Consider the following 15,523-nt stretch of genomic DNA (forward strand, 5'->3'; position numbering starts at 1 on the left):
GATTCACCCGCCACCCGAGGGACGTACGACGTCCTGGACCGGGTTGTCCATCCACCGAGACTCCGCCCATTGGGGCGAACGGCCGGATTTAGCAGAATGTGACAGCGAATCGTGCAAGAGCCGACGATCACACTAGGTAGACCTTGCGCCACTCGATAGGATCGCCGCCGAGAGCAACGGGGTGATCACCTCTATCCGGATATACCCAGGGTTCAGAGGTTAGGACGGGACGGCCGGGTGTGCGGCCGCACCGGTCGATCAGTCCTGCGCTCGAACAGCCGGAACTTTCCACGCCCGAGTTACTCCCCTTCCCCAGGAGTGCGTTGTGATTTCCCGTTCCCGCCGTCTGATGACGGCGTTGTTGTGCGCCCTTTCGCTGGCGGGCGTGACCGCCCTTTCGGCTTGTTCCGACAGCACGGCCGCCTCCGGCACCAAGGTCACGATCGGTTACAGCGCCTGGCCGGGGTGGTTCCCGTGGGCGGTCGCCCAGGAGAAGGGCATCTTCGAGAAGAACGGCGTGAACGTCGACCTGAAGTGGTTCGACAGCTACACCGAGAGCATCAACGCCCTCTCCTCGGGCGCGATCGACGCCAACAGCCAGACCCTGAACGACACCCTCGCCTCGGTCAGCGGTGGCGCGAAGCTGTCGGTGGTGCTGGTCAACGACAACTCGACCGGCAACGACAAGATCATCGCCCGCCAGGGCATCACCGGCGTCGCCGACCTCAAGGGCAAGAAGATCGCCGTCGAGCAGGGCACCGTCGACCACTACCTGCTGCTGCTCGCGCTGCAGGAGGCCAAGCTGACCGAGAAGGACGTCGAAATCGTCCCGCTGCTGACCGACGCCGCCGCGGCCGCGTTCGTCGGCGAGCAGGTCGACGCCGTCGCCGCCTTCGCCCCCTTCACCTCGAAGGCGCTCGAACGCCCCGGCAGCCGCGCGATCGCGACGTCGGCCGAGTTCCCCGGCGCCATCCCGGACCACCTGGTCGTCTCCGAGCAGATGTCGAAGGAGCGCAAGAAGGAGGTCCAGGCGCTGGTGAACACCTGGTTCGAGACGATCGACTGGATCAAGCAGAACCGCGAAGAGGCCGTGAAGATCATGGCGAAACGCGGCGCGGTGTCGATCGACGAGTACAAGTCCTACGACGCGGGCACCACGATCTTCACCAAGCAGCAGAACCTCGACGCGTTCACCCCCGGCGTCACCCCGGCCCACCTGAACTTCCAGGCGGGCAAGATCGCCGACTTCATCGTCTCCAACGGGCTCGCCCAGAGCCGCCCGAACTTCGACGGGCTGTTCGACGACCAGTACGTCAAGGCGGTGAAGTGAGCGCCACCGACGCGACGGGCCGGGCCGCTCAGCGGACGGACGCCGCTGACGAGGCCGAAGCGCGCCGTATCGAAGACGAGCAGCGGCTCGCCGAGGCGCAGGAAGAGCGGCGCGGCGCGCGACCGGACTGGTCGCCGCTGCCCCGCCGGGCGGGCCTCAAGCCGAACGCCTCCCCGCTGCTTTCACTCCGGACGCCGATCCCCGCCCGGTGGCGATGGACGCTGGCGGCGGCCTCGTTCGTCATCCCGTTGCTCATCTGGGTGACGCTGAACGCGCTGGGCACGATCAAGCCGATGTTCCTGCCGACGCCGGTCGCGGTGTTCGACGCGCTGGTGAAGATGATCGAGTCGGGTGAGCTGTTCAGCGACCTCTGGGCCACCACCCAGCGCGTGCTGCTCGGCTTCGGGCTCGCGATCCTCGTGTCGGTCCCGCTCGGCATCGTGATGGGGACGTTCGACGCGGGGCTGGCGCTGTTCGAGCCGGTCATCGCGATGCTGCGTTATCTGCCGGCGAGCGCGTTCATCCCGCTGCTGATGATCTGGCTCGGCCTCGGCGAACCGTCGAAGGTCGCCGTCCTGTTCCTCGGCACGGTCTTCTTCAACACGCTGATGATCGCCGACGCCGTCCGCGGGGTGCCGCGATCGCTGATCGACGTGTCCTACACGCTCGGCGCGCGGCGCGGCGAAGTGCTGCGGAAGGTGATCGTCCCGCACGCGCTGCCCGGCATGATCGACGCGACCCGCGTCAACGCGGCGGCCGCGTGGAACTTCGTGGTGGTCGCCGAACTGATCAACGCCACCGCCGGGCTCGGCCTGCGGATCATGCGGGCGCAGCGGTTCACCCAGACCGACCGGATCTTCGCGCTGCTGATCGTGATCGGCCTGCTCGGACTGGTGATCGACATCGCGCTGCGGCTCCTGCGGGCCAGGGTCGGGAAGTGGGCGACATGACCCTTCAGCTGAAAGCGGTCGCCAAGGACTACACGGTCCGTGGCGAGACCACCCGCGCGCTCGACGGGATCGACCTCGACATCGCACGCGGCGACTTCGTCTGCGTGGTCGGCGCGAGCGGCTCCGGCAAATCGACGCTGCTGTCGCTGATCGCCGGGCTGACCGAACCGACCGAGGGTCTGATCACCCTCGACGGCGACGCCGTGACCGGGCCGGGCCCGGAGCGCGGGCTGGTGTTCCAGCACGGCGCGCTGTACCCGTGGCGCACGGTGGAGAGCAATGTCGCGTTCGGACTCGAACTGCTGAGCCTCGACAAGGCCGAGCGGGCGCGCCGGATCGACTGGTATCTCGACGAGACCGGGCTCGGCCACCTGCGGAAGTCGTTGCCCAAACAGCTTTCCGGCGGGCAGAAGCAGCGGGTCGCGATCGCGCGGGCGCTGGTGTGCGAGCCCGACGTGCTGCTGCTGGACGAACCTTTCGGCGCGCTGGACGTCCAGACCAAAGAGGACATGCAGGTCCTGATCCGCCGGATCTGGACCGACACGCACACCACCGTGCTGATGGTGACCCACGACGTCGAGGAGGCCGTGTTCCTCGGCGGGCGCGTCGTGGTGCTGGCCTCGGACCCGGGCCGGGTGGCCGCGGACATCACGGTCGACCTGCCCGCCGAACGCGACCTCGCGGTCAAACGCGCGCCCGAGTTCGTCTCGTTGCGCGCGTCCATCGAAGACCTCGTCCGGGAGCAGCACCGCGGACACCTCGGGCGGAGCCGGGGAGAAAGGTGACCATGAGGCACGGGAAGTCCCGGCCGGAACGCACGGCACGGTCCGGGTTGCTCGGCAGACTCGGCATCCGGGGCAAGCTCAACCTGCTCCTGATGCTGCCGCTGACCGCCGTGGTCCTGGTGTCGGTGCCTTACGTCGCCGGGGAAGTCGACGACGCCCGGTCCGCCCGCACCACCGCCGACGTCGCGTCGCAGGCCCGCGCGCTCGGCACGCTCGCCTGGGAACTGCAGCGCGAGCGGCTGCTGACGGCGCACTACATCGCGTCCACGTCGGCGAGCAGTTCGGCGATGCTGAAGCAGCAGGGCGTGGTCGCGGAAACGGTGAACCAGGTGCGGTCGGGGCTGAGCGCCGACGCGCCGGAAGAACTCGCGGCGGCGCTGGTGCGCATCGGGTCGCTGAACGAGATCCGGGAGAACGCGCTCCGGCGCGGTGCCTCACTCGACAGCGTGGCGCGGACGTATCACGCGGTGATCGACGCGGTCATCAACGCGCTCCGCCTCGTCCCGCAGCAGACCAGTGACGCGGCGGGCACCCAGCAGCTGACGGCGCTCGACGCGCTGCTGCGCGCGAACGAGGAGAACTCGTTGCGCGGCATGGCGTTGATCATCGTGCTGGTCACCCCCGAATCGGGCGCGCCCGTGCTGGCCGACGCGAAGCAGCAGTCGTCGCTGTTCCTCGAACGGTTCGTGCAACAGGCCGACGTCACCCAGGCCACGCAGGTCGTCGCGGTCGAGCAGGGTGAGACGGGCCGCCGGGTCGACGCGCTGGAAGCCAGGCTCTCCGACGCCAAGGGCCCGCAGGCCGTGCAGAACCTGCTGCCCGACATCCTCGGCGCCGTCGACGCCCAGTCGAACCAGCGGCGGATCACCCAGGACGCGGTCACCACCGGCATCACCGACGCGGCGACCGCGCGAGCGGACGCGGCGCAGAACCTCGCGTGGACGATCGGTGTCGGCGCCGGTGTGCTGTTCCTGCTGGTCGGCGGGCTCGCGATCGCGGTCAGCCGGTCGATCGCGGATCCGCTGCGGAAGCTGACCACGGCGGCGACGTCGGTCGCGGACCTCGCGAGCACCGAACTCGTCCGCGTCACCGACACCGAGCAGGCCGAAGAGCTCGCGCCGCGGCTGGCCACCATCGACGTGTCCTCGCAGGACGAACTCGGCAAGCTGGCCGAAGCGTTCAACCGGGTGCAGGCCACCGCGGCCGAACTCGTGGAACGGCAGGCCGTCACGCGGCGCAACGTCGGACTCATGTTCGCCAACGTCGCGAAGCGCACGCAGAACCTGGTGGGCAGGCAGCTGGCGCTGGTCGACGAACTGGAACGCAACGAGCAGGACGTCGCCCTGCTGGCGAGCCTCTACCGGCTCGACCACCTCTCCACCCGTCTCCGCCGGAACGCGGACAACCTGCTCGTCGTCTCGGGAAACCGGGACGAGGCGAGGATTTCCGGCCCGATCGAACTCTCGACGGCGTTGCGTTCGGCGCTCGCGGAGATCGAGGACTACCAGCGCGTGCGGCTCGGCTCGATGGGCGACGTCCTGCTGTCGTCGCCGTTCGGCTCCGATCTGGTGCTGATCTTCGCCGAGCTGCTGGAGAACGCGACGTCGTTCTCCCCGCCGGAGTCCTTTGTGGACGTCGGCACGAAGATCCTGCCCGACGGCTCCTGCCTGATCGTGATCGTGGACCAGGGCATCGGCATGACCGCGGAACGGCTCGCCGAGGAGAACCGGCGGCTGGTCGAACGCGAGCGGCTCGAACTGGCGCCGACCAGTGTGCTCGGGCTGTTCGTGGTCGGACGGCTCGCGCGGCGGCACGGGCTCAAGGTCGAACTGACCGAGACCGAGCCGGGAGCGGGGATCACCGCGCGGCTCACCGTCCCGCCGAATCTGCTGACCTACCGGCCGCCCGCGCCGAAATCCGTCCCGGCGCCGCCGGTGTGGCCGACGGCGGAACCGGGTGACGAGCCCGCCCCGCCGTCGCTGCCCGAGCCGCGGCAGAAGACCGCTCCGAGCGAACCGCCGACGCTCGCGATCGCCGGGATGATCCCGCGCGACGGCAGGCAGCCCAAGGACTTCCGGTGGTTCCGCAAGACCGACGGAGAGATCTTGGAACCACCGCCCCTGCCTACGCCGGTGCCCGAGCCCGTGTACCAGGCCCCCGCGCCGACGCTCACCGCCGCCGACTCCGGAGAGACCCGCGGCGGGCTGCGGCGGCGGGTCAAGGGCGCGCAGCTTCCCGGTGCCCCCGAAGCGCCGGCGCGGCAGAAGTCCAGGCATGATCCAGAAGCCGCCAAGGCGGCCTTCGACGGGTTCGAGGCCGGACTCGCGAAGGCCACGGCACCACCAGCACCACCGGCCGCCGCCCCGGCGCCGATGCCGACCCCGACACCGGTGCCCGCCGCCTCCCGCGGTGGTCTCACCCGGCGGGTCCCCGGCGCGCAACTGGCGCCGGGACTGGCGAAAGGTCCGGCCGCGCGGCACCAGACCGCGCGGGCGGCGCTGAACACCACCAAGCCCAAGGGCATGCGTGACCCCGAGGCCGAGCGTGCCGCGTTCGACGCCTTCAGTGACGGGTTGGAGAAAGCCGTCAACCCGGAGATGCAACAGAGAGAGAAGAGCAAGAGATGACGACCGGAGTCAGCGTCGAAGCCCGGAACTTCAACTGGTTGGTGACGCGCTTCGCGCAGAACACGGCGAGCGCGATGGGCGCGATCGCCGTCTCGGCCGACGGCCTGCTGATCGCGATGTCGTCCGAGCTGGAACGGGCCAACGCCGACCGGCTGGCCGCGATCTGCTCGGCGATGCTCGGCCTCGCGCACGGTGTCTCCGAGAGCCACCCGCTCGGTTCGCCCGACAAGATCATCATCGAGCTGGAGCAGGGCTACCTGCTGGTCTGCACGATCAGCATCGGCTGTTCGCTCGGCGTGCTCGCCACCAAGCAGGCCAGTCTCGGCACGATCGCCTACGAGATGGCGATGTTCGCCAACCGCGCCACCGAGGTGCTCACCCCCGCGCTGATCGAGGAACTCAAGAAGAGCGTCGGCAGCTGAACTGACGAGGGGACAAGGGAATGAGCGACGATCAGGTACCCCAGCCGCGAGGCGCCGAACAGGGCATCTCGCCGCTACGCCCGTATCTGCTCACCGCCGGCCGCGCGCAGCCGGTGGACGGCACGCTCGAAATCGAGGCTCAGGTACTCACGAGCAGGCTCGGCGCGGCGTCGCACGCGAGGCTGACCTTCGAACGACGGGAGATCGTTTCCCTTTGCCGGGAAACGAAATCCGTCGCCGAAGTGGCGGCGATGCTCGGCCTGCACATCGGCGTGGCCAGGGTGCTCGTGGCGGATCTCGCCGCACTCGGCTACGTCGTGCTCCGTCGCCCGGCGGGAGCCTTCACCCAGGACCTCGGCATGATCGAAAGGGTCATTCGTGGACTCGAAGCAATTCGCTGAACCGGCGTCGGCCAAACCGCCGACACCGGTCAAGATCGTCATCGCCGGCGGGTTCGGGGTCGGCAAGACGACCACCGTCGGCGCGATCTCCGAGATCAAACCGCTGACCACCGAGGCGGCCATGACCTCGGCGGGCGCGGCCGTCGACGGCTCCGGCGGGGAGGTGCCGTCGAAGACCACCACCACGGTGGCGCTGGACTTCGGCTGCATCACCATCGACGAAGAGGTGAAGCTGTACCTCTTCGGCACGCCGGGGCAGGACCGGTTCGGGTTCATGTGGCACGACCTCGTGCTGGGCGCGCTCGGCGCGCTCGTCATCGTCGACACCCGGCGGCTCGACGACTGCTACCCGGCCGTCGACTACTTCGAGAAGGCCGGGTTGCCGTTCGTGGTCGGGGTGAACGTCTTCGACGGCTCGCTCAAACACGACCTGGAAGACGTGCGGTGGGCGCTCGCGGTGAGCGAGGACGTCCCGCTGATCACCTTCGACGCGCGGCAACGCCTTTCGGTGCGGGATGCGCTGCTCGCCGTTCTGCACAACACCTTCCGGCGCGCCTCCGCCGCCTCCTGACGCGTTTCGTCCTCTGAATGCGGTACTTGCGCGTGCAAGGATCGCATTCAGAGGACGAAACGCCGGGGGTGATCAGGCGGGCCGGGTGATCGCGGCCAGCATCAGGGCCCGGAGTTCGGCGGCGACGTCGGCGACCGGCAGCGGCGGGGTGTGCGCCTGCCACTCGCGCAGCAGACCGGTCGCCGCGCCGACGAGCGCGATCGCCGTCAGGTGGTAGTCGCGATCGGGCGCCACGCCGTGCGCGGCGGCGTGCCGGGCCTCGGCTTCGATGAACGCGGCCCACCGATCGACCCATTCCTGGTGCTGTGCCTCCAAAGCGGCGCTGACCCCGACGGCCTCGACGTAGTTCAGCCGCGGCATCCGGGGATCCGAGGTGACCGTGCTGACGAAGACGTCCAGCAGCGTCCCGATCCGGGTGACCGCGTCGGCGTCCTCCAGTCGTTCCAGGGTGCCGGTGACATGCTCCAGCGCGAGCGCGTTGATCCGCTCGTGCAGGGTGAGCAGCACCTTCTCCTTGCTCTCGAACTCCTCGTAGAAGTTCCGCGTGGAGACACCCGCGCGGGTGCACAACTCGGTGATCTTCGCCTGCTGGTAGCCCGTCGAGGTGAACAGGTCCAGGGCCGCCAGGAGCAGGCGTTCACGCCGTTCGGCGCGCCGTTGCTCGGGCGCGACCCCGCCATAGGTGCGGGCCACTCGTCCTCCCCCGATTCGGTAACAGGGATTGCCAGATGCTAGCAACTGCGCCTACATTGCGAAAATCTCGATTACCAAACTGGAGGCAACGGTGCTTCGGACAGTTCTGGTCTCGGCCCTCGCAGCCACCCTGATCGGCGCGCCCGCCGCGCAAGCCGCGCCGAGCGCGCCCGGCGACCTGGTCGACTACAAATCGGTCGTCGCCACCGCCCCGGCGAAGGCCTGGAAACTCCACTACCGCTCCACATCGGCGACAGGACAGCCGAACACGGTGTCGGGCATCCTGCTGGTCCCGCACACGCCGTGGACGAAGGGCGCGCGGCCGCTGGTCAGCTACGCCGTCGGCACCCACGGCCTCGGCGACCGCTGCGCGCCGTCGACCCGGCTGACGAACGGGTCCGAGAACGAAGTCCTCCTGATGAGCCAAGCACTTTCGCGCGGCTGGGCGGTCGTCGTGACCGACTACGAAGGCCTCGGCACCCCGGGCACGCACACCTACGCCGTCGGCCAGTCCGAAGGCCGGGCCGTCCTCGACGCCGCCCGCGCCGCGTCCCGGGTTCCTGAAGCGGGCCTGTCCAAGACCGGACCGGTCGGCGTTTTCGGTTACTCGCAAGGAGGTCAGGCCGCGGCGTTCGCCGGCGAACTGCAGCCGTCCTACGCGCCCGACGTCAACCTGGTCGGCGTCGCGGAAGGCGGGGTCCCGGCGGATCTGAACGCGGTCCTGAAGTTCAACGACGGCGGCCCGGCCTTCGGGCTGGTGCTCGGCGCGGCCGTCGGTTACGCGACCGCGTATCCGGAACTGCCGTTCACCGACGTGCTCAACGCGAAGGGCGAGAAGGCCGTCGCGAAGGTCAAGGAAGCGTGCACCGTGGAACTCGGCGCGGCGGCGCCTTTCGCGCGGCTCAACGACTTCACGACCGTTCCGAACGTTTCGTCGGACCCGCGCTGGCAGGCCCGGCTCGGCGAGAACCTGGCGGGCAAGACCAAACCGGGCGCGCCGGTCTTCCTGTACCACGCGTCGCTGGACGAACTGATCCCGCTCGCGGTCGGCAAGGGCCTGCGCGACCGTTACCAGGCTCTCGGCGCCGACGTCACCTGGCAGGAATTCCCACTGCTGGAACACATCGGCGGCGTCTCAGCGGGCGGCCCGGTCGCGATGACCTGGCTGGGCACCAAGTTCTGACAGGGAGTCGGTCCGTGAAGGCCTCCTTCACTACCCTCAGGGTAGGCAAGGGGGCCTTCACGGATTTTCGAAGACCCGGAGCGCGGTCACGGCGTCCGGCGCCAAGGAAGTCGTGAGCGTCCCACCGGCGGCGAGCGACGTACGCGACCACCACTCGCCGGATGCCTCGGGCACCACGGGACCACCGACGACCAGATCGGTCGCCAGCACCCGCCGCCCGGCCAGATGCGCGAGACTGGCGTCCAAAGTGGAGTCCCCGATCTCCAACGTCTGCCGCAAGACCGGTACAGCACCCCGAGTCACCTGCTGCGTCGTCACGAGGGAGCCGGGCCGTTCATCCGCCCGCCCGAGCACCAGCACCTCGCGCGCGTGCAAGTAGGCCTCCGCGGCCAGCGAGGCCCGGAACACGGCGGTGTGCCGAGCGCGCGCGGTCACCACCGTCGGCTCCGGCAGGTACTCCACTGACCCACCATCATCCACGGTGATGTCCACAAGGGACGAACTACCTTCACCGTGCAACCCGGGCAGCGCGATCGTCGCCGCCACCCCGGAAAGCCGCAGCGAGGCACCGGGACCGACCCGGATGGTCAGCTTCAGCTCATCGCCGCCCAAAGGCGAGGTCGCCGAATTGACCAGGTGCACCACCGCCGTCGAACCCGTGCCTCGCTTGGGAAGGAGCGTGAGCGGCGCCATCGAGCGCAGCTCACGCAGTACGGTCCGGCCGCCCTCGAAACAGGCGGTCAGCCGCGCGTGCGCCTTCACCCCGCGCGGACCGGGAGCAGTGAGCGGACCCAGTCCGCGACGGCCGGCGCGTTCGGAGTGTCCACAAGGGACTGGGTGATCACCGGCAATTCGCCCCGCATCCGGTGCGCGTCCGAGGTCATCACGTCCATGTCCGCCCCGACCAGATGCGCGATGTCGATCTTGTTGATCACCAGCAGATCCGCCGTCGTCACGCCCGGCCCGCCCTTGCGCGGCACCTTGTCGCCACCGGCGACGTCGACCACGAACACCTGACTGTCGGCGAGTCCCCGGCTGAACACCGCGGTGAGGTTGTCCCCGCCGCTTTCGATGATCACCAGATCCAGCCCGGGGAACCGCTCCTCCAGCCGTTCGACCGCGTCGAGGTTCGCGGTGATGTCGTCACGGATCGCGGTGTGCGGGCACGCGCCGGTCTGCACGGCCTCGATCCGCTCCGGGTCGAGCACCCCGGCCTTGCGCAGGAAGTCGGCGTCCTCGGTGGTGTAGATGTCGTTGGTGACGACGGCGAGGTTCACCTCGTCGCCCAGCGCCCGGCACAGCGCCGCGGTGAGCGCGGTCTTCCCGCTCCCCACCGGCCCGCCGATCCCGATCCGGTACGCGCGCCCGGCGGTCGGCGCCTGCTCGTAGTGTTCGGGTTCCGCGGCGGTCGGGTCGAAGTTGACCGGGTGCACATGTCCGTGACCGTGACCATGCTCAGCTGGCAAAGAGACGCACCTCTTCCTGGTGATGCCGGGCGTGTGCCTCGGCGAACAGATCGAGCGCCGGTGAACCCGGCGCCGGGAGATCGGCCGGATCGTCGCCCGCGACGTCGGCGGCCCGCCGGGAAACCTCCCGGACCTCGTCCGCGAGGCGGGCCACGACGGCGTTGACGGCGAACGGGTCGAGACCGAGCAGCCGCACGGCCGCGCTCGCGGGACCACTGATCGCGAGATAGGCCACCGCCATCGCGGCGTCGAAAGGCACCCCGACCAGCGCGCCGACGATCACCGGATGATGCGGGCGCGGCGTTTCCTTCAGCAGCTGGGAAAGCACCGGAGACGGCCAGGCCGCCTTTCCCGCCCGCGCCGTTCCCCGCCCTTGCGCGCGGGACGCCTCCCGCTGCGCGAGCGAAGGCGTTCTGGCGTCGAGTTCGAGATCGAGCCGTCGCCAGTGTCCACTTCGGACTTTACGCGCGGCCGCGTGCGCCGACGCGGCGGCGAACACCGCGGCCAGCGAACCGGCCGTGCGCAAGCGCCCGGAGAGGAAACCTGGCAGGTCACGTTCGTGCGTGATCAGCTTCCGGGTGATGGCTTCTTCGAGTCCGCCGGAGTGGACGTGACCGCCTCCGGGGAACCTGGAATCGGCCAGGATGACCGCTGAAAGCTCCATCAGAACAGGAAATACCGTTGCGCCATGGGCAGTTCGGTCACCGGCCGCGGCTCGATCAGCTCGCCGTCGACGTGCACGGCGAAACTGTCCGGCTCCACTCGGATGTCCGGCGTCGCGTCGTTGAGCACCATGTCGGCCTTGCCCCGGGACCGGGTGTTCGCGACCGGCACGAGCTTCCGCGCGATGCCGAACCGCTCCGCCACCCCGTTTTCCAGCGCTTCCGGGGCCACGAAATGGAAGCTGCTCGCGGCGGCGACCGCCGGTGCCGCGCCGAACATCGGCCGCGCGAGCACCGGCTGCGGCGTCGGGATGGACGCGTTCGCGTCGCCCATCGCCGCCCACGCCGGGAAACCGCCCTTGAGCACCACATGCGGCCGCACGCCGAAGAACTTCGGCTCCCACAGCACGAGATCGGCGAGTTTCCCGATCTCCACCGAGCCGATCTCGCGCTCCATACCGTGCGCGATCGCGGGGTTGATCGTGTATTTGGCGACATAGCGGCGGGCCCGCAGGTTGTCGGCCGCGCCGTCGCCGGGAAGCGCGCCACGCCGTCGTTTCATGACGTGCGCGGTCTGCCAGGTCCGGATGATCACCTCGCCGATGCGGCCCATCGCCTGCGAGTCCGAGCTCATCATCGAGATCGCGCCGAGGTCGTGCAGGACGTCCTCGGCGGCGATGGTCGTCGGCCGGATCCGGCTTTCGGCGAACGCCAGATCCTCGGGCACGGACGGGTTCAGGTGATGGCAGACGACGAGCATGTCGAGGTGTTCGTCGAGGGTGTTCGCGGTGTGCGGGCGGGTCGGGTTCGTCGACGACGGCAGGATGTTGGGCAGTCCGGCGACCTGAATGATGTCCGGCGCGTGCCCGCCGCCCGCGCCTTCGGTGTGGTACGCGTTGATCGACCGGCCGCCGATGGCGTCCACAGTGGACTCCAGGAAGCCCGCTTCGTTCAGCGTGTCGGTGTGGATCGCGACCTGGACACCGGATTCGCCCGCCACGGTCAGGCAGGCGTCGATCGCCGCCGGGGTGCTGCCCCAGTCCTCGTGCAGTTTGAATCCGCCCGCGCCGGCGGCGAGCTGTTCGCGCAGCGCCTCGTGCCGGACGGTGTTCCCCTTGCCCAGCAACAGGACGTTGACCGGCTGGCCGTCCATCGCCCGCAGCATCCGGCCGAGGTTCCACGCGCCGGGCGTGACGGTGGTGGCCTTGCTGCCCTCGACCGGCCCGGTCCCGCCGCCGACGAGCGTGGTGAGCCCGGACGCCAGCGCGGTGTCGGTCAGCTGCGGGCAGATGAAGTGGACGTGGCAGTCGATGCCGCCCGCGGTGAGGATCTTCCCGTTGCCGGACAGCACCTCCGTGGACGGTCCGACGACCAGCGCGGGGTCGACACCGTCCATCGTGTCCGGGTTGCCCGCCTTGCCGATGCCGACGATCCGGCCGTCGCGGACGCCGACGTCGGCCTTGACGATCCCCCAGTGGTCCAGGATCACCGCGCCGGTGATGATCAGATCGGGCGCGCCTTCGGCCCGGGTCGCCATCCCCTGGCCCATGGATTCGCGGATCACCTTGCCGCCGCCGAACAGCACTTCGTCACCGCTGCCCGACGGCCCCATGCTGCGGTCTTCGGTGACTTCGATCAGCAGATCGGTGTCGGCGAGGCGGATCCGGTCGCCGGTGGTCGGGCCGAACAGTTCGGCGTAGCGCTCGCGATCGATCGACGGCATCAGGTCGCCTTCCGCAGTCCGGGCACCGAGCGATTCCCGGCCAGCGGGACGAGGTCGACTTCGCGTTCGACCCCCGGCTCGAAACGCACCGACGTTCCCGCGGGCACGTCGAGCCGATGTCCCCTGGCGGCTTCGCGGTCGAATTCGAGTCCTGGATTGACCGCCGCGAAATGGTAGTGCGAACCGACCTGGACGGGCCGGTCGCCGAGGTTCCGCACGAGCAGCCGCACCCGCGGCCTGCCCGGGTTCAGCTCGACCGGCACGTCGCCGGTGATGATCTCTCCTGGTCGCACTCGCGGCCCTTTCTAGACGATCGGGTCGTGCACGGTGACGAGCTTCGTGCCGTCCGGGAAAGTGGCTTCGACCTGCACGGAATCGACCATCTCCGGCACTCCGTCCAGCACCTGCGCCCGGCCGAGCACCGACCGGCCGCTCGCGACGAGTTCGCTCACCGTCCGGCCGTCGCGCGCGCCTTCGAGGACGTGATCGGTGATCAGGGCGACCGCCTCGGGGTAGTTCAGCAGGACCCCGCGCTCCAGGCGTTTGCGAGCTACGTCCGCCGCGACGTGGATGAGCAGTTTGTCCCGCTCCTGGGGGCTCAGGTGCATGGGAAAGGTCTATCACCGGAAACGGCTCGCCGCCGGTTCTCGAAACACAGGATTTACCTCGGTGCCCGGTACACGCAAAGTGAACGTCGCCGTAACTCTTCGCGTACGAACGAGCTTTTCACTGAATCGTTCTCGTAATCGTGACCGAAAGCACCACATCTTTCGATTGCCCCAGGCCGCGACGTGGAGCAAAGTTTGTCCATCCGTGCGATGAGGCGCGCCTTCGCTGCGTGTATCCCGTCCACGCATGAACACAAAGCCGGGGAATGCGCATCGAAAGGTTTCACCACAGTGAGTACCTCCACGATCAGCACCAATCAGCCGTCCGAGCAGGTCGACGACGGTTTCCGACCGGGTCTCGAAGGCGTGGTCGCCTTCAAGACCGAAATCGCCGAGCCCGACCGTGACGGCGGCGCGCTGCGTTATCGCGGTGTCGACATCGAGGATCTCGCCGGCAAGGTGACCTTCGGTGACGTCTGGGGTCTTCTCGTCGACAGCCGCTTCGGCCATGGGCTACCGCCCGCCGAGCCGTTCCCGCTGCCGGTCCACACCGGCGACGTCCGCGTCGACGTCCAGGCCGCGCTGGCCATGCTCGCCCCCATCTGGGGCTACCGGCCGCTGCTGGACATCACCGACGACGAGGCGCGCGACCAGCTGGCCCGCGCCTCGGTGATGGCGCTTTCGTACGTCGCCCAGTCCGCCCGCGGTATCGGGCAGCCCGCCGTCCCCCAGACCCGGGTCGACGAGGCGAAGTCGATCACCGAACGCTTCATGGTCCGCTGGCGCGGCGAGCCCGACCCGGCCCACGTCAAGGCCATCGACGCCTACTGGGTCTCGGCCGCCGAGCACGGCCTCAACGCCTCGACCTTCACCGCCCGGGTCATCGCCTCGACCGGTGCCGACGTCGCCGCGGCGCTGTCCGGCGCGATCGGCGCGATGTCCGGCCCGCTGCACGGCGGCGCGCCGGCGCGGGTGCTGCCGATGATCGAAGAGGTCGAGAAGACCGGTGACGCGGTCGGCCTGGTCAAGGGCATCCTGGACCGCAAGGAACGGATGATGGGCTTCGGGCACCGCGTGTACCGCGCGGAGGACCCGCGGGCGCGTGTGCTGCGCCGGACCTGCCAGGAGCTCGGCGCTTCGCGCTACGAAGCGGCCGCGGAGCTGGAGCAGGTGGCGCTGAAGGAGCTGCGCGAGCGGCGTCCCGACCACCCGATCGAGACCAACGTCGAGTTCTGGGCGGCCGTGATCCTGGACTTCGCGCAGGTACCGCCGCATATGATGCCCGCGATGTTCAGCTCGGCGCGTACCGCCGGCTGGGCCGCGCACATCCTGGAGCAGAAGAAGACCGGCCGTCTCGTGCGCCCGTCGGCCAAGTACGTCGGGCCGGAGCCTCGGAAGCCGGAAGACGTCGAAGGCTGGGACCTGGTGGCGAAGCAGTCCTGACGCGCGCTATGAAAGGTCCTTTCCTTGCAAATTTTGCAAGGAAAGGACCTTTCATAGCATCTGCGGGACGGAAGAATCGTGCACCGCGGTCGCCGAGAGCATGGCGGTCAGCTGATCGACCAGCCAGCCGTCGAGCGCCTCACGCGGCACGGAACGCTCCTGCAGCCAGCTCAGCAGTGCGCCCTCCACCACCGCCGTCCAGCACCGCAAGGTCAGCAGGAGCATAGGTGAGGGCTCCGACACTCCCAGCGCGCCGAGGATGAGCTCGACGGCGCGGTTGCGGACCTCGTCGATCGCCGCGTCCGTCTCGGATGTCGCGATCACCGAACCGCTGCGCAACAGCGCGACATACCCCGCCCGGTAGTGGTCGGCGACGTCGATCAGCCCGCGGACGGCGGCCCGCAGCCGGGTTTCGGGCGGGCCTTCCTCGAGTCCGGCCAGGCCGTCGATGAGCCCTTCGGTGACCGTTTTCAGCGCCTCGACCTGCAGTTCCCGCAGGTTCGAGAAGTACCGGTAGAACAGCGGCCGGGAGACCTCGGCGCGGGCGATGATGTCGTCGACCGTGACGAGTTCGGGCGCGCGTGAGCCGAACAGGTCCAGCGCGGCGCGGATGAGGTCCTCGCGGCGCGCTTCCGGCGACATCCGGCGTGGGCGTCCGG

17 protein-coding genes are annotated in these 15,523 nt (G+C 69.3%); 9 read left to right on the plus strand and 8 right to left on the minus strand.

Annotation, left to right across the window (positions count from 1 at the left end):
- Nucleotides 1-325: 325 nt before the first annotated feature.
- Genes AB8M46_RS07115 through AB8M46_RS07145 form a run of 7 tightly spaced genes read left to right on the plus strand, consistent with a single transcriptional unit; the run spans nucleotide 326 to nucleotide 7,086 of the window.
- Nucleotides 326-1,330, plus strand: coding sequence for an ABC transporter substrate-binding protein (locus AB8M46_RS07115; protein ID WP_394359880.1), 1,005 nt, complete (start codon nucleotides 326-328; stop codon nucleotides 1,328-1,330).
- Nucleotides 1,327-2,280, plus strand: a complete 954-nt coding sequence (locus AB8M46_RS07120) for an ABC transporter permease (protein ID WP_394359881.1) — start codon at nucleotides 1,327-1,329, stop codon at nucleotides 2,278-2,280. Before AB8M46_RS07115 ends, AB8M46_RS07120 begins: the two co-directional genes overlap by 4 nt.
- Nucleotides 2,277-3,065, plus strand: coding sequence for an ABC transporter ATP-binding protein (locus tag AB8M46_RS07125; protein ID WP_394359882.1), 789 nt, complete (start codon nucleotides 2,277-2,279; stop codon nucleotides 3,063-3,065). Before AB8M46_RS07120 ends, AB8M46_RS07125 begins: the two co-directional genes overlap by 4 nt.
- 2 nt (nucleotides 3,066-3,067) lie before the next feature.
- Nucleotides 3,068-5,692 (plus strand): nitrate- and nitrite sensing domain-containing protein, encoded by a 2,625-nt coding sequence (locus AB8M46_RS07130; RefSeq protein ID WP_037348010.1) that lies wholly within the window; start codon nucleotides 3,068-3,070, stop codon nucleotides 5,690-5,692.
- The gene (locus tag AB8M46_RS07135; protein ID WP_005156032.1) at nucleotides 5,689-6,114 is read left to right on the plus strand and encodes a roadblock/LC7 domain-containing protein; all 426 of its coding nucleotides are present in this window, start codon (nucleotides 5,689-5,691) and stop codon (nucleotides 6,112-6,114) included. The genes AB8M46_RS07130 and AB8M46_RS07135 overlap by 4 nt, the downstream gene beginning before the upstream one ends.
- 20 nt (nucleotides 6,115-6,134) lie before the next feature.
- Nucleotides 6,135-6,515 (plus strand): DUF742 domain-containing protein, encoded by a 381-nt coding sequence (locus AB8M46_RS07140; RefSeq protein ID WP_034308529.1) that lies wholly within the window; start codon nucleotides 6,135-6,137, stop codon nucleotides 6,513-6,515.
- The gene (locus AB8M46_RS07145) at nucleotides 6,493-7,086 is read left to right on the plus strand and encodes an ATP/GTP-binding protein (RefSeq protein ID WP_038507950.1); all 594 of its coding nucleotides are present in this window, start codon (nucleotides 6,493-6,495) and stop codon (nucleotides 7,084-7,086) included. Before AB8M46_RS07140 ends, AB8M46_RS07145 begins: the two co-directional genes overlap by 23 nt.
- 72 nt (nucleotides 7,087-7,158) lie before the next feature.
- Here AB8M46_RS07145 and AB8M46_RS07150 read toward each other — a convergent pair whose 3' ends face one another.
- Nucleotides 7,159-7,779, minus strand: coding sequence for a TetR/AcrR family transcriptional regulator (locus AB8M46_RS07150; protein ID WP_394359883.1), 621 nt, complete (start codon nucleotides 7,777-7,779; stop codon nucleotides 7,159-7,161).
- A gap of 91 nt (nucleotides 7,780-7,870) precedes the next feature.
- Here AB8M46_RS07150 and AB8M46_RS07155 point away from each other — a divergent pair, with 91 nt between their 5' ends.
- Nucleotides 7,871-8,962 (plus strand): lipase family protein, encoded by a 1,092-nt coding sequence (locus AB8M46_RS07155; RefSeq protein ID WP_038507948.1) that lies wholly within the window; start codon nucleotides 7,871-7,873, stop codon nucleotides 8,960-8,962.
- Between the two features lie 57 nt (nucleotides 8,963-9,019).
- Here the strand turns inward: AB8M46_RS07155 and AB8M46_RS07160 are convergent, their stop codons facing one another.
- The 6 genes from AB8M46_RS07160 to AB8M46_RS07185 are packed head-to-tail and all read right to left on the minus strand — an operon-like array spanning nucleotide 9,020 to nucleotide 13,421.
- A complete protein-coding gene (locus AB8M46_RS07160) occupies nucleotides 9,020-9,724 on the minus strand; it encodes an urease accessory protein UreD (protein WP_394359884.1) in 705 nt (234 codons plus the stop codon).
- Nucleotides 9,721-10,428: an urease accessory protein UreG gene (gene ureG / locus AB8M46_RS07165; protein WP_394359885.1), complete on the minus strand. Its 708-nt coding sequence runs from the start codon at nucleotides 10,426-10,428 to the stop codon at nucleotides 9,721-9,723. Before ureG ends, AB8M46_RS07160 begins: the two co-directional genes overlap by 4 nt.
- A complete protein-coding gene (locus AB8M46_RS07170; protein ID WP_394359886.1) occupies nucleotides 10,418-11,092 on the minus strand; it encodes an urease accessory protein UreF in 675 nt (224 codons plus the stop codon). The genes ureG and AB8M46_RS07170 overlap by 11 nt, the downstream gene beginning before the upstream one ends.
- Nucleotides 11,092-12,813 (minus strand): urease subunit alpha, encoded by a 1,722-nt coding sequence (locus AB8M46_RS07175; RefSeq protein WP_378425967.1) that lies wholly within the window; start codon nucleotides 12,811-12,813, stop codon nucleotides 11,092-11,094. Before AB8M46_RS07175 ends, AB8M46_RS07170 begins: the two co-directional genes overlap by 1 nt.
- Nucleotides 12,813-13,106 carry an urease subunit beta gene (locus AB8M46_RS07180; protein ID WP_350599334.1) on the minus strand — a complete coding sequence of 98 codons (294 nt, stop codon included), beginning with the start codon at nucleotides 13,104-13,106 and terminating at the stop codon, nucleotides 12,813-12,815. The genes AB8M46_RS07175 and AB8M46_RS07180 overlap by 1 nt, the downstream gene beginning before the upstream one ends.
- 12 nt (nucleotides 13,107-13,118) lie before the next feature.
- Nucleotides 13,119-13,421, minus strand: coding sequence for an urease subunit gamma (locus AB8M46_RS07185; protein WP_016337506.1), 303 nt, complete (start codon nucleotides 13,419-13,421; stop codon nucleotides 13,119-13,121).
- Between the two features lie 291 nt (nucleotides 13,422-13,712).
- Between AB8M46_RS07185 and AB8M46_RS07190 the strand changes: the two genes are divergently transcribed.
- Entirely contained in the window at nucleotides 13,713-14,864 is a 1,152-nt protein-coding gene (locus tag AB8M46_RS07190; RefSeq protein WP_037348027.1) for a citrate synthase 2, read from the plus strand.
- 51 nt (nucleotides 14,865-14,915) lie between these two features.
- On the opposite strand, the gene AB8M46_RS07195 is transcribed toward AB8M46_RS07190, so the two are convergent.
- The gene (locus AB8M46_RS07195) at nucleotides 14,916-15,506 is read right to left on the minus strand and encodes a TetR/AcrR family transcriptional regulator (protein ID WP_394360859.1); all 591 of its coding nucleotides are present in this window, start codon (nucleotides 15,504-15,506) and stop codon (nucleotides 14,916-14,918) included.
- Between the last annotated feature and the right edge of the window lie 17 nt (nucleotides 15,507-15,523).

Source organism: Amycolatopsis sp. SB7-3, from assembly GCF_041021335.1.
GTDB classification, from domain to species: Bacteria; Actinomycetota; Actinomycetes; order Mycobacteriales; family Pseudonocardiaceae; genus Amycolatopsis; species Amycolatopsis japonica.

What these genes read in the sequence shown, in the direction of transcription:
- AB8M46_RS07125 (WP_394359882.1), top strand. Translation starts at nt 2,277, where the DNA reads ATGACCCTTCAGCTGAAAGCGGTCGCCAAGGACTACACGGTCCGTGGC.
- AB8M46_RS07170 (WP_394359886.1), bottom strand. Translation starts at nt 11,092, where the DNA reads ATGGAGCTTTCAGCGGTCATCCTGGCCGATTCCAGGTTCCCCGGAGGC.
- AB8M46_RS07185 (WP_016337506.1), bottom strand. Translation starts at nt 13,421, where the DNA reads ATGCACCTGAGCCCCCAGGAGCGGGACAAACTGCTCATCCACGTCGCG.
- AB8M46_RS07175 (WP_378425967.1), bottom strand. Translation starts at nt 12,813, where the DNA reads ATGCCGTCGATCGATCGCGAGCGCTACGCCGAACTGTTCGGCCCGACC.
- AB8M46_RS07135 (WP_005156032.1), top strand. Translation starts at nt 5,689, where the DNA reads ATGACGACCGGAGTCAGCGTCGAAGCCCGGAACTTCAACTGGTTGGTG.
- AB8M46_RS07195 (WP_394360859.1), bottom strand. Translation starts at nt 15,506, where the DNA reads ATGTCGCCGGAAGCGCGCCGCGAGGACCTCATCCGCGCCGCGCTGGAC.
- AB8M46_RS07130 (WP_037348010.1), top strand. Translation starts at nt 3,068, where the DNA reads ATGAGGCACGGGAAGTCCCGGCCGGAACGCACGGCACGGTCCGGGTTG.
- AB8M46_RS07140 (WP_034308529.1), top strand. Translation starts at nt 6,135, where the DNA reads ATGAGCGACGATCAGGTACCCCAGCCGCGAGGCGCCGAACAGGGCATC.